This window comes from Moorena sp. SIO4G3 (genome assembly GCF_010692305.1).
Classification (GTDB): domain Bacteria; phylum Cyanobacteriota; class Cyanobacteriia; order Cyanobacteriales; family Coleofasciculaceae; genus Moorena; species Moorena producens_A.
This window is the reverse complement of sequence record NZ_JAAHIG010000095.1, coordinates 12,879-27,027: the sequence shown is the minus strand read 5'-3', so window position 1 is coordinate 27,027 and position 14,149 is coordinate 12,879. Positions and strand designations below refer to the sequence as shown.

Here is a 14,149-nt window from a genome sequence, read left to right as displayed (position 1 = left end):
GACCACGAGTACGAGAAAGCCAAGGGATCCAAGGAGTTTTCGCTGGTGCATTCGACGCCTCCGCGGTGTTGGTACTTGGGTAAAATCCAATTTGAGAACAGTAGCACCATTTTCCTTGGGATCAACAACCGTCCGAAACCAAATTTCCCCATCTCGACCACGGCGCACTGTTACTTCCAAATCCAGGTTTAGCTGTTTGATAGCCAAAGACTTACCACGAGCATAGGATTTGAGGGACAGAGTATCTGCCGCATGGTCAATTTCCGATGCGATCGCATCCACCAATTCCGCCAACTGCCATTCTTCGTTATCCTCTGTTACGGACTCATCAGTACTCATCGATCCGAAGTTCCCTCTTCTGACTTCTCTACTCCCGCGTCACTCCAAGGGCGGGGTACCTCACCCAATTGATAACTGCTATACATGCAATAGTTTATCCTTTACCTTTTGTCTTCAGTAGTGATAGTGATTCGGATACGACCATTACTACCAACTGGCCGAGTTTCACGAGCTGATGGCATTGTAACTATCACTCTAGTTGACTTTTCTGGTAAAGACTGGGGGTCAGTTTGCAGGCGTAGATGGGCAGGAATCTCAACATCCACATCACTGACCTGTAACTTCAATGGTTCAGCACCCCGATCACTTGTTTCTTCCAATGTGTCAGTGATCTCTCGGAAAATCAATGTGATTAAATCCCCTAGTGTGATGTCAGGCATCAGAAAATCTTGGTGATTAGTAGTTGAATTATAATCTTTCTATATGCTTTGCGTTCTTATAGAGTCTAGAAACAGAGACTCTAGACACAAACTCAGGCAAAACCCGGCTATACTGTTTCAGTAACATTTAGTCCAGTTTTTTTGATCAACAGTAAACAAATAATTTCAATACTGCTATAGCATTTTTAGTTTAGATGTTAACCTAGGATTGATATAAAAAGCGATGCAGCGCCTTAATACCGGGGTTTCCCCCAGTCGCACTTTGCATCAAGACTTCGGAGCAGGGAACTTCGGATCACGGAAGAGTGTCAAGATATCCGAGGAGTTTTTGGTGTTCTGATCAAGGGATGCAGTGCTTTAATACGGGGGGTTACCCCCAATCGCGCTTTGCCTCAAGACACAGGATTGGTTTTCATGATCTATTTACAAATGCTATATCTAATTCTTGATATATAGCGCTATTCATATTCATGAGGTACACAGTATTTTTTCTGAGTTACCTATTCTGAGTTCCCTATTCTGAGTTCCCTATTTACGAAAAACAAAAACTTATGTACCTCACCTATTTTATAAATGCTATAATTCAGCATAATTGTGCCCCTAATAATGAGTTAGTATTATGAAATTTTAAATACCAGAAATGCTGTCAAGAAAAAAACTTGTCAGATCAGCTAACACCATAACGTGGATCTCGCGCTTTGCTCAGAAGCAAGCGCTACTTAGGACTCCCGGCCTTAGTAACGCGATCGCAAGTTGTGGTAGTTCATCTAAAAAATTTCCGGAAGGATTGGGGATAACTGGGTATGGTGTTAGATATAAGGGTGCCTATAGCATCCGTATAGACAAATATATTCAGACCCTAATACCTGTGGACTGGATAGTGCCGACACGACTAGGATCAAGCAGAAGGAACCATGAAGCTGCCCTATTGTGAGCGTTTTTTTGTATATTGGGATCGAATTGCATCATGGCAGACAAAGAGCATTTGGCTGTGCTCAAACGAGGGATAGATGCCTGGAATCAGTGGCGGAGGGAGAATCCTAACCTAGAGCCTGACCTGAGTGAGGCTAACCTAAGAGGGGCTGACCTCAGTAGGGCTGATCTCAGGCGGGTTAACCTGATCAAAGCTGACCTCAATGTAGCTAACCTAAGAGGGGCTAACCTCAGCGAGGCTAATCTCCTTGAGGCTAACCTCTGTTTATCTAACCTGATCAAGGCTAACCTTAACCAGGCTAACCTTTGCAAAGCTAAGCTCCGCTCTGCTAACCTCTACAAGGCTAACCTGATCGAGGCTAACCTCAGCGGCGCTAACCTAATTGAGACTAACCTCTACAAGTCTGACCTTTGCAAAGCTAAGCTCCGCTCTGCTAACCTCTACAAGGCTAACCTCAGTAGAGTTAACCTCAGCAAAACAGACCTTTGTGGGTGTTACCTTGGCAGGGCTAACCTTAGTGGTGCTAACCCCAGTCTGGCTGAGTTTAGAAATGCCGACCTAAGCCAGGCTGACCTCAGAGGTGCGGACCTCAGTTGGGCTGACCTCAGCAAAGCTGACCTGAGCCTAGCTAACCTCAGCAAAGCTGACCTTAGTGGAGCTAACTTCCATAAAGCTGACCTGACCAAGACTGACCTGAGTGGGGCTGACCTGAGCGGGACTGATTTGAGCGAAGCTAACCTGACCAAGGCTGACCTAAGGGATGCTTACCTGATTAGGACTCAAGCATTAGACTGTAATTTTACTGAAGTAATCTTTACCGGAGCTTGTCTGGAAGATTGGAAAATTAATCAGGGCACGAAGCTGAAGCATGTGATTTGTGAGTATGCTTATCTAAAATATGACTATACACAAGACAAATTCATTGAACGTCGCCCTAAGAATGAAACTCAAAACTTTGCCCGAGGAGATTTTACTTATCTGTTTCAGAAAGCCTTGGAAACTGTTGACCTGACATTCAGTGATGGTATTGACTGGAAAGCTTTTTTGCTTTCCTTTCAACAGCTCAGGGAAGAATACGGTGAAGAATACCTATCAATCCAAGCTATCGAAAAGAAGAGCAGTGGTTCGTTTTTGATTAGGATTGAAGTACCACTAGATGCTAGCAAGGCTGAAATTGAGCGTCAGGCAAAAACACTATATGACACTAAACTCAGTACCCTTGAAGGAATATATCGTGCAGAATTGAAAGCCTCCCATGACCAGCTAGCCAGCTCCCGTCAGCGCAGCGCAAATCTGTGGGAAATTGTTAAACAGCAAGCCAATAGACCAATTATTTAAGGCTTTTCTGTATCTGTTATAGCAATTCTCAGCGTCATGATGACAAAGCTGATCTTTTTAAGGCAGAAGGCAGAAGGCATAAGGCAGCTATGCTGAATTAAGAAGGTCTTAAGGCAATAAGCGCCAATCAAGAGTGTACCTCATAGGTAGGAAAAACGCTATATGTTAAATTATCTATATGATATCGAAAATTATTGCTAAGCAATAGTTTGAAAAATTATTTACGGTTAGTTTATAAGCTTGACAGTACGAGGATGTCCTCCGGTTTTGGCTGGTGGAATTAAGGCTTCAATGAGCTGCCACTGTGCATCTGTGATATCACTTTTATAGGCTTTTCTAGTCATGGTCTGAGATTTAGGCAACATCAACTTATCGTATTGGCAGCATTGCTATGTACTTCCTGTCTTGATCAGGGTAAACGCATCTTATTTTGAAATGCCTAGTGGATATGAGATTCATACGATAAGTAGTTTGGCTTATTAATGGTGAAATATTTTTTGAGTAAGGCTTATAGAATTTAGATGCGAATGCCGCTGCTAAGTACCTGAACAAAAATAAATCTCACTATATTAACTTGTGTAAAGTTGCCAAAAGTCCCTCTGCTCCCTGCTCCCTGCTCCCTGCTCCCTATTTCAACAGTTAATTTTACTTTTGTCCGACTACTTATCTTTATATTTACTTGATAAATTAGCTCTTACCATTCTGTAACTTGATTATTCTTCGAAATGAAGTATAAAATGTGGTATAATTTATTATATATGCTCTCTTAATCGTTACTTTAGAATTCATCTGTCATCCTTCATAATGACTTCATTATTGACAATTAATGCTTCATAGGACTTGATTTTTTCGAGTAAATCAATTAGTATAATATCCAAAGAACAACAAAATAAATGGGTGGTAAGTGTAATTCTGCCCCCATCGTCAAGATATCTGTCTTGGCGTTGTTCATGGTACCCTTGCTTGCCAAGTTTGAGGTTGCCTGGTTAAATAGGGTGCTTAAAACTCCCTAGAGTCTTAGGTTATTCCAAAACTTGATTACAGATATGGGTAACTCCAAATAGGAGGCTATAGAGTTAATCACCCTTGAAATAATCTCTAGGATATAAATTTCCGATCTACTAGTAGGGATTTAAAAATAAGATGTGTTTAAATTTTACTCCAGAAAAAATCCATCTATTTGTTTGAATCCTATATATACTAATATTGTGTTGTTTGAAGTCAATAAACACTACATATATCAACTATCTGGTATTTCGTCAACAAGTACAATAATGCCAGGCTTATTGATAACTATACCCAGTTTATTGACAAGATGGGTGTACTATAACTTGCACCCCTACCCTGAGCAGTGAAAACTAGCAAGATTGATCGATTAACTTGCCAAGTCGTGTTTTTTTACTATATAATTTGATAGGATTCTCTAAAATTAAACCCACAATCACTTACTTATCATGACGCCACTTAGTAAGGTACGAGTACTATTAGCTACTAACCTATAGGTGTCGAGCGTTGGAAACAAAAGCAACGTTCAAACAAAAAATATCCCAAGTTATGATATAACTGGGAAAATCATTAATCTTTGATAGTTAATAATCATGGTATACTCATTCCTAGAACTTGTCAAGTTAGTTGTAAGGTATTTACCTAAAACTGATTATCCAGCACTAAATAGTCGTTATTTATCTTTAAGTTATTGGCTTGGTTATTCTATAGACAAAAGCCTAGCCAGCAGGCAAAATTTATCTCATGAGCTTAAATGGCAGCGGTGCGATCCGCCGCTTTCCTGTGATCCCTAGAAAAAGCGAACCAAGAGCGCGAATAACTATTTCTCTTTATAATTATCATTCTAATTGTCTTGATGCAGTCGGTGATAGGGGTTTCCGAACATCACCCTTGGCATCAAGAATAAAATAGCAAAAAAATATCTAGCTAGTTTGTAGCTATAATAAGCAAGTACACAAAATTAATTGCACATTTTTAAAAACTCAAAGCATTTCAGGGTCAGGGTTATAGAGATTCGGAGTAGGCAATTAATTCTGTGTAGGTGCTTAGCAGCTTGTAATTACAAGCTTGAGTTTGGTGATGCTTAAAAATTAACTAAAGTGGTAAATAAAAATCAGCGGTCTTCCTGAATTACTATAGAAAAGGATTAGTTAAAACCACTCCAAAAGGATTAGCGAAAACTACTCCAAAAGGATTAGCGAAAACTCATGTTATCTCTCAATATCCTAAACTAACGGTCAATAGAGGGGCGCTCCCACGCTTTCGTGGGAGCCCTAGGGAATGGGCAGCAAAAGAAAGAATGTCCAAGTTTTGTTTCTACCAATAGTTTTGGACATCATAGCAAGCAATAGTTTTGAATTGGTTACTCAGGGGGTGACAAGCGCTCTTTAAAATCTTACAGGGGTGTTTGTTAATGGGGTTAGGTGTTAGGTAAAATTGCCCTTGCGGGATGGATTGATTAAAACTATCATTGACGAAGTATTGTAAAAATTGCTTCAATTGCTGGCAAATACAAATGACTCCGATGCGCTCATTTTACCCAAAACCTAACACCTAACACCTAACACCTATCTAGGTTTGAGATTTGTTGTCACCCCATGAGAATTGGTTACTAAGGCAGGAGCAGAGCATAGTGGCGATTTGTGTAAATTATTTCCCAAATGTTGAGTCTAAATTCTTGAGTTTAGTTGATTTATTAGGCGACAGAGCGCAAACGATGCCTGAGCAGCGTGCCTATATCTTTCTACAAAACGGAGAAACAGAATCAGGAATTCTTACCTATGGAGAATTAGATAGACAAGCCAGAGCGATCGCAGCCCATCTGCAATCAATGCAAGGAGAACGCGCTTTACTATTATACCCTTCTGGATTAGAGTTCATTAGCGCTTTTATGGGCTGCTTATATGCTGGGGTAGTCGCGGTTCCCGTTTATCCTCCTAGACGCAATCAGAAATTGTCTCGCTTGCTCTCTATCGTTAATGATGCTCAAGCTGATGTGGCACTGACCACCACATCGATATTGGCTGACATTGAGCAAAGGTGGGAAGAGGAAGCTGAATTAGCGCAGTTGAAGTTGGTAGCTACCGATACCATTGTTGCTGATAGTCAAGAGTTTGCACCATTATCAGTAAAACAGTCGAGTTTGGCGTTTTTGCAATATACGTCTGGTTCCACAGGAAAACCGAAAGGGGTAATGGTGAGCCATGGCAATATCATCCACAACCAGCAGTTAATCCATCAGGCATTTGGTCATAGCGAACAGAGTATTGGTGTCGGTTGGTTGCCATTGTTCCATGATATGGGATTGATTGGTCACGTCCTACAGCCGATTTATGGAGGATTCCCCAGTATTCTGATGCCGCCAGTGGCATTTCTGCAGAAGCCGATTCGTTGGTTAAAGGCGATTTCTAAGTATAGGGCGACTACCAGTGGCGGACCCAATTTTGCTTATGATTTATGCCTCAAAAAAGTTAAACCAGAACAATTAGCTAGTCTTGACTTGAGCAGCTGGGATTTAGCTTATAGTGGGGCAGAACCAGTACGGGCAGAGACTCTGAAGCAATTTGGCCAAAAATTTGCGAACTGTGGTTTTAACTACAGTGCCTTTTATCCTTGCTATGGCATGGCGGAAACTACCTTATTTGCTACCGGTGGTCAAAAGACTCAATCGCCGGTTATTCAAGGGGTATTAGCAGGGAAACTTGAGCAAAATTTGGTAGTAGAGACTGAAATTTCCTCGGATGAAAGTCGAGTTTTTGTTGGTGTTGGTCGTCCTTACCTGAACACAACAGTAATTATCGTTAACCCGGAGTCCTTAACTCCGAGTGAACCAGGACAAGTCGGAGAGATTTGGGTGTCGGGAGCGAGTGTGGCGATGGGCTACTGGAGGAAACTACAGAAAACCCAGGAAACTTTTGATGCTTACTTGGCAGATACCGGAGCCGGACCGTTCCTGCGCACAGGGGATTTGGGATTTTTGCTCGATGGCGAGTTGTTCGTCACCGGGCGAATCAAAGATGTGATTATCATCCGAGGGCAAAACCATTATCCCCAGGACATCGAACTGACAGTTCAAAACAGCCACCCAGCACTACGACCTCATTGTGGGGCGGCGTTTACGGTGGAGTTCAAAGGCGATAAGCGACTGGTGATTGTTCAGGAGGTAGAACGAAGTTACCTACGGAAGCTGGATGTGAAAGAGGTAGCAGCAAGTATCTGTCAGGCGGTGACGGCAGAGCATGCTCTACAGGTTTATGCCATGGTTTTGGTTAAGACCGGCAGCATTCCCAAGACTTCTAGCGGTAAAATTCGCCGTCAGGCCTGTCGAGCTGAGTTTCTCACTGGCAGTTTGAATGTGGTCGGGGATTGGAGTCTCAATCCTCAGGGAAAAACCAAGTTTCGGGATTTACAGGCTGATGTCGAATCCTTATTACAGAAAGTACAAGCTTGTAAATAGTTGTGAAACAGGAAATTACTAGATCAAATCAGGAGTATTGTTGATGCAGTTGGACACCACAGCAAAATTTGAGTCTGTTACAAGTTTAAGAAAGAAAATAACGATAGGCAATGATGAGTTAAAACAACTACAAAGACGTTTTGCCTTGGCCACTGTTTTAATTCCTTTTCTAGGGTCGGTTCTGGCAATTGGACTACTTTGGCGATCCGGGATTGGTGCAGTCGAAGTAGCACTGTTGATCAGCATGTACGCTTTGACTATTATCGGAATTACTGTCGGTTTTCACCGACACTTCGCACACTGCGCCTTCAAGACTAATATTGCAGTCCGAATCATCCTTGCCATCCTTGGTTCTATGGCTGCTCAAGGTCCGGTCATTCACTGGGTAAGCAACCATAGACGACATCATCAGTACAGTGACCAGTCCGGAGATCCTCATTCACCTCACCTTTACGAAGGTATTCGCGGACTATGGCATGGCCATATCGGCTGGATGCTGAATAGTGAGGTAACAAATGCAGCAGTCTTTGCTAAGGACTTACTGCGAGACTCTGCCATTGCCAAAGTCAACCAATTGTACCTAACTTGGGTAATTCTGGGTGTTGTCATCCCTGGTGTTCTAGGTGGAGTTGTGACAGGGACGTGGATGGGAGCTTGGCAGGGATTCCTGTGGGGGGGGCTTGTCCGAATTTTCTTGGCACATCATGTCACTTGGAGCATCAACTCAATCACCCACCTCTATGGCAGCCGTCCCTTTGATACCCAAGAACAAAGTACAAACAATCTTTGGTTAGCTATCCCTAGTTTTGGCGAAGCTTGGCACAACAACCATCATGCTTTCCCGAATTCAGGAAAGTTTGGATTGCAATGGTGGGAAATTGACCTGGGTTATTGGATCATCCGCACTCTTGAATTCGCTGGATTAGTTTGGGAGGTTAAGACTCCTACAGCAGGAATGATAGAGGCTAAAAAGGCTGCTTAGCTTATCTTTCAACAATTCGGTTAAAGTGTACTAATCAAAATTACTAAGGAGATTAAAACAATGGAATTCAAAACTTCTCAACTTAAGGAGATGTCTACAGTTTCTGAAAATAACAATGGCAATGGAGATGCACCCAAGAAGCCTGGAAGTGAAGCAGATATTCAAGCCTGGTTAGTCTCCTATCTGGCCGAACTGCTGGAAATTGAATCAGATGAGATAGATGTGAAAATTCCCTTTGATCGCTATGGTCTCGATTCTTCTGCAGCAGTTGGTCTGACTGGTGACCTTGAAGATTGGCTGGGATTTGAGCTAGATCCAACCCTAATGTACGATTATCCCACTATTCAAGCTATGGCTCAGCATCTAGCAATAGAAGGCTAAGTAAAGAGGTAAGTACCTGTATTTTTAAAGGAATGAATCCATCAACTAAACTTGATATTAAATAGTCAGTTTATGAAAAGGATATTAACTCACGTAAATTAATTTATAAAAAATAAAATAATGTTATGAATTCTGTGAAAACTCTAAATCCCGATGGTTCGAATCAGGCAGATATAATTGATTACAAGGGAGCCTCTGCTGAGGCAATCCAGCATCATTATGATGCAGGTAATGATTTTTATAGACTTTGGCTTTATCATAGTACTAACGCCTATTATTCTGCCCTTTGGGAAGAAAATGACACCCTTGAATCAGCGCAGTTAAGAAAGATTGATTTTCATATCAACCAAGCCCGAGCTAGGGGTGCTAAAAGAGTATTAGATGTGGGTTGTGGCTGGGGTGGCACCCTGAAACGCCTTGTGGAAATGCACAATGTTGAGCATGCCGTAGGTCTGACATTGAGTAAGGCTCAGGCAGAATGGATTGAGTCGTTCAACCAGCCAGGAATTGAAGTTAACTTAAAAAGTTGGTCTGACTACTTTCCCGAAGAACCTTTCGATGCAATTATATCAATCGGTGCCTTTGAGCATTTTGCTAAACTGGAACTATCGCAAGAGCAAAAAATAGAGTGCTATAGGACATTTTTTCAGCGCTGTCATGAGTGGCTAAAACCAGGTGGTTGTATGTCAATCCAAACCATCGTCTATGAGAACTCGCGAAGAGAAGACTTCAGTAAGTTTTTTGCTGAGGAAATATTTCCGGAATCTGATTTACCTCGTCTAGCGGACATTGCGAAAGCAACAGAGACAATTTTCGAGATTGTAGCCCTGAAGAATGACAGGGGACACTACGAACGGACCCTCAAGGTATGGCTCAAAAGGTTAAAAGCGAACCGTAAAGAAGCGGTAAATCTGGTAGGAGAGAAAGTGGTTGCCAGATATGAAAAATACCTCGCCATTTGTATGATTGGTTTCCACACTGGAACTATGAACCTCTCGCGCCTTACCCTGCGTCGGATTGAGAATCCTCGGAAGTAATTGGCTAACACACAGACAAACATAACTAAGGCGATGAATGAAATCGAACCTATAGCAATTATTGGCATTGGTTGTCGTTTGCCTGGTGCAAAGACTCCAGAAGCTTTCTGGCAGCTCTTGCGTAACGGCGTGGATGCCATTACCGAGGTACCACCAGAGCGGTGGGATATTGACACCTTTTATGACCCTTCCCCAGCTACATCAGGAAAAATGTACACCCGGTGGGGTGGCTTTCTGGAACAGGTGGATCGGTTTGAGCCGAGTTTCTTCGGGATTTCTCCCCGTGAGGCACAGCGACTAGATCCCCAGCAAAGACTGTTGTTGGAGGTAGTCTGGGAAGCCCTAGAAAATGCAGCAATAGTGCCAGAATCCCTGGCTCGTAGTCAAACTGGGGTGTTCATCGGCATCAGTAACGCTGACTACCACAGACTTATCTACAAGGACTTCTCTGGCATTAATGCATACAGTGGTACGGGCACCGCCTCTTCCGTTGCTGCCAATCGCCTATCCTATGTGCTGAATCTGTTTGGGCCGAGTGTAGCGATAGATACAGCTTGCTCCTCATCCCTGGTAGCACTCCACTACGCCTGCGGTAGTTTGCTCAGCCTTGAGTCCAACTTGTGTTTAGTTGGAGCGGTAAACTTGATGCTTTCCCCAGAGCAGACTATCACTTTCTCTCAAGCACAGATGATGGCCGCTGACGGTCGTTGTAAAACCTTTGATGCTTCTGCCGACGGTTATGTCCGAGGGGAGGGATGTGGAGTAGTTGTCCTCAAGCGTCTTTCCGATGCCCTCAGAGATGGAGACAATATTCAGGCAATCGTAAGAGGCTCAGCAGTTAACCAAGATGGCCTAACTAATGGACTGACAGCACCCAATGGTCCTTCCCAGCAAGCGGTGATCCGTAAGGCGCTGGAAAAGGCTGGAGTCAAACCAGCACAGATTAGCTATATTGAAGCTCATGGCACTGGCACCGCTCTTGGAGATCCCATCGAGGTTAAATCCCTAAAAGCAGTGCTGATGGAAGACCGTGAGCCCGATCAGCCCTGTTGGATTGGCTCAGTCAAAACTAATATTGGTCATTTGGAAGCTGCTGCTGGGATTGCTGGCTTGATCAAGGTAGTTCTATCCCTGCAACATGGGGAGATTCCACCCAACCTGCACCTGAAGGAATTGAATCCATATATCCGAATTAAAAACACCCCATTGTCGATTCCAACTGAATTACAGAAATGGCCAGCAGGTGAAAAACCACGCTTGGCAGGAGTTAGTTCCTTTGGTTTCGGCGGTACAAATGGTCATATTATACTAGAGGAAGCACCAAAACAATTCAAAAGTCGTTCGCGTAGCGTCGGCTTTGCCGAATCCCCCCTAGCCCCCCTTAACAAGGGGGGTAAGTCAAAAGTTAAAAGTGAAGAGTTTATTGAGCGTCCGTGTCATATCTTAACTCTGTCTGGTAAGTGCGAGAAAGCCCTGCTTCAGTTAGCACAACGTTATCAGCAATTTTTGGATACTAACCCCACGACATCTATTGCAGATATTTGCTTTACGGCCAATACAGGGCGATCGCATTTTAAGCACCGCCTTGCCGTAGTAGCTCAATCAACCGAGCAGTTGCGCCAACAGTTAAAGGCAATCGAGACGGTCGGGAAAACAACTGGACTGGTGAGGGGTCAAGTGACCACGAGGAAGCGCCCGAAAATTGCCTTTTTATTCACAGGCCAAGGTTCACAGTATGTGAATATGGGAAGGGAACTCTATGAACAAGAGCCTATCTTCCGCAAAACTCTTGAGCAATGTGATACCATTCTACGTCTGTATCAACAAAAGCCTCTGCTTAGTGTTTTGTATCCAGAACCAGGGGAAACCTCACCAATTGATGAAACTGCCTATACTCAACCCGCCCTATTTGCCATCGAATATGCCCTAGCCCAATTGTGGAAATCTTGGGGCATTGAACCGGATGTAGTGATGGGTCACAGTGTCGGGGAATATGTGGCCGCCTGTGTAGCAGGAGTATTTAGCCTGGAAGACGGTCTGAAGTTAATTGCTTCTAGAGGGAGTTTAATGCAAGCCCTACCCGCAGACGGTGAGATGGTAGCGGTTTTGGCATCCTTGAGCCAAGTGCAAGAAGCGATAGAACCCTATGCAGAAAAAGTAGCGATCGCTGCCATAAACAGTCCAGAAAGTGTCGTAATTTCCGGTCAGACTCAGTCAGTCCAAGCAATCATTGCTGCTCTAAAAACAGAAGGAGTCAAGACGAAAAAGTTAAAGGTTTCCCATGCCTTCCACTCTCACTTAATGAAGCCAATGCTGGCAGATTTTGAGCAAATTGCCAAGGAGGTGACCTATTCATCCCCGCAGGTCAACATTATTTCCAATGTCACTGGGGGACTAGCTACAGCAGAGATAGGGACCCCTGAGTATTGGTGTCGTCATATCCTGCAGCCCGTGAGATTTGCAGCGGGTATGGAAACCCTTTATCAGCAGGGGTATAGGGTATTTTTAGAAATCGGTCCGAAGCCGACCTTATTAGGAATGGGTCGCCACTGCTCGCCAGGAGAAGAGGCAAACTGCCGTGCGCCCCTAAAATGGCTTCCCAGTTTGTGTCCAGGGCAAGAGAATTGGCAACAAATTCTTCAGAGTTTAGCTCAATTATACGTGCGCGGGGTGAAAGTAGACTGGTCTAGCTTTAACCGGCATAGTCGTGGTCATCGTCTGCAACTGCCCACCTATCCCTGGCAACGACAGCGCTATTGGATTGAAACGGCTGAAAATGGACACCAAAAAGCAGGGTCTTTATCGCAAGAGAATACCTCGAGTCCGCTATTTAATCTTTTGCACCAAGGAGAGATAAAACTCTTAACTAACCAGTTAAAAAAAGTAGGAGAACTCTCAGAAGATGAAGTTAAGTTACTGCCTAAGCTGTTAGAACTGTTAGTTAAGCAACACCAACAGCAGCTACAGGCAGCATCCATAGCAAATATGAATGGGGCTTCCGAGCTAAATCAGGAATCTGTCCCTCTCAATACTGTCGTACAAGAAGCAGACTGGAGCCGCAAGCGTAATGAACTCCTGGCTGCCGAACCAAGAGAAAGGCGGCGGCTACTAGAGTTGTATTTAAGCCAACTATTAGCTAAGGTGATGGGAATTTCTGCCTCTGAACTGGACTGGCAACAGCACCTTTCGACTCTAGGGTTCGACTCCTTAATGGCTACCGAGCTAAGAAAGCAGATTGAGGACAATTGGGAGGTAATGGTTCCTGTGGAATATTTTGCAGAACTTAGTCTTGAACAATTTTTAACGCAGGTACTTTTCCTGATTGAGCAGAAATATCCTACAGAACATCTGCAAGCGGTAGATTCAACTCTGGGCTCCCAGGAAGCCAAAACCCATTCAGTCGCGGCTTTTATGCCTCAAGCCAATCTGTGGTTCAAGCCCTCGGAGCTGAATTCAAAAGCCCGCTTTCGCCTGTTCTGCTTCCCCTATGCTGGGGCTGGTAACTCTATTTTCCATTCCTGGTCAGAGAAGCTGCCAAAAGAGATAGAAATTTGCCCACTCCAGTTACCTGGGAGGGAAAACCGACTTGGAGAATCCCCATTTACTCGGCTTAAGCCTCTTATTCAAACATTGACCACCCTTCTCCATCCACATCTAGATATTCCCTTTGCCTTTTTCGGCCATAGTATGGGGGCACTGCTGGGCTTTGAATTAGCACGCGAACTCCGTCGGCGAAATTGGCCTTGTCCAGTTCACTTATTTGTTTCTGGTAGCCGTGCTCCCCAGCTGCCGGATCCAGAACCGCCAATTCACTGCTTACCTGAATTGAAGTTCAAACAGAAACTGAAGCGCCTTAATGGAATACCAGAAGAAGTTCTGCAAAATGCTGACCTGATGCAGTTGTTTCTTCCAACTTTGCGAGCTGATTTTGCGATTTTAGAGACATACTTTTATACCAATGAGCAGCCTCTCGACTTTCCCATCTCTGCCTTTGGAGGTTTACAGGATAGCAAGATAAGCCGCGAAGAGATTGCCGCCTGGCGCCAGCAAACCCATCGAGACTTCACCCTGCAAATGTTTTCCGGCGACCATTTCTTCTTGAATGTTGCAGGTGATGCAGTTGTACAAACCATATCTCAGAAGTTATTTCAGCTGCCAAAAGCTCCGTCCCTCCAGGAAATTTGCAGCCTAAACCGAAGCTTCTAAGCTGATTCACATAAAAGTTGCTTCCTTCCGACGCTCAATCCCTATATATAGCTTGAAACGTTTTGTCTAACTCGATGTTGATTAGCTTAA

At 43.8% G+C, this 14,149-nt stretch carries 7 protein-coding genes and 2 pseudogenes; 6 read left to right on the top strand and 3 right to left on the bottom strand.

The window, feature by feature from the left end; all coding sequences use genetic code 11:
* Positions 1-339 (bottom strand): annotated as a pseudogene (locus tag F6J99_RS18275) (hypothetical protein); the annotation flags it as partial.
* Positions 340-440: 101 nt separating this feature from the next.
* Entirely contained in the window at positions 441-719 is a 279-nt protein-coding gene (locus tag F6J99_RS18270; RefSeq protein WP_293114131.1) for a hypothetical protein, read from the bottom strand.
* A gap of 967 nt (positions 720-1,686) precedes the next feature.
* Here F6J99_RS18270 and F6J99_RS18265 point away from each other — a divergent pair.
* Complete coding sequence (locus F6J99_RS18265; RefSeq protein ID WP_293114130.1) at positions 1,687-2,991, top strand: pentapeptide repeat-containing protein; 1,305 nt, start codon at positions 1,687-1,689, stop codon at positions 2,989-2,991.
* A gap of 245 nt (positions 2,992-3,236) precedes the next feature.
* Here F6J99_RS18265 and F6J99_RS18260 read toward each other — a convergent pair.
* Positions 3,237-3,335: pseudogene (locus F6J99_RS18260) on the bottom strand (IS5/IS1182 family transposase); the annotation flags it as partial.
* A gap of 2,378 nt (positions 3,336-5,713) precedes the next feature.
* Here F6J99_RS18260 and F6J99_RS18255 point away from each other — a divergent pair.
* The 5 genes from F6J99_RS18255 to F6J99_RS18235 all read left to right on the top strand — a co-directional run bounded on the left by F6J99_RS18255 (position 5,714) and on the right by F6J99_RS18235 (position 14,059).
* Positions 5,714-7,453 (top strand): fatty acyl-AMP ligase, encoded by a 1,740-nt coding sequence (locus tag F6J99_RS18255; RefSeq protein WP_365973610.1) that lies wholly within the window; start codon positions 5,714-5,716, stop codon positions 7,451-7,453.
* Between the two features lie 43 nt (positions 7,454-7,496).
* The gene (locus F6J99_RS18250; RefSeq protein WP_293114128.1) at positions 7,497-8,435 is read left to right on the top strand and encodes an acyl-CoA desaturase; all 939 of its coding nucleotides are present in this window, start codon (positions 7,497-7,499) and stop codon (positions 8,433-8,435) included.
* 60 nt (positions 8,436-8,495) lie between these two features.
* Positions 8,496-8,816, top strand: a complete 321-nt coding sequence (locus tag F6J99_RS18245; protein WP_293114127.1) for an acyl carrier protein — start codon at positions 8,496-8,498, stop codon at positions 8,814-8,816.
* Between the two features lie 125 nt (positions 8,817-8,941).
* A complete protein-coding gene (locus tag F6J99_RS18240) occupies positions 8,942-9,853 on the top strand; it encodes a cyclopropane-fatty-acyl-phospholipid synthase family protein (protein ID WP_293114126.1) in 912 nt (303 codons plus the stop codon).
* Between the two features lie 33 nt (positions 9,854-9,886).
* Positions 9,887-14,059 (top strand): beta-ketoacyl synthase N-terminal-like domain-containing protein, encoded by a 4,173-nt coding sequence (locus F6J99_RS18235; RefSeq protein WP_293114125.1) that lies wholly within the window; start codon positions 9,887-9,889, stop codon positions 14,057-14,059.
* The last annotated feature ends 90 nt before the right edge of the window (positions 14,060-14,149 follow it).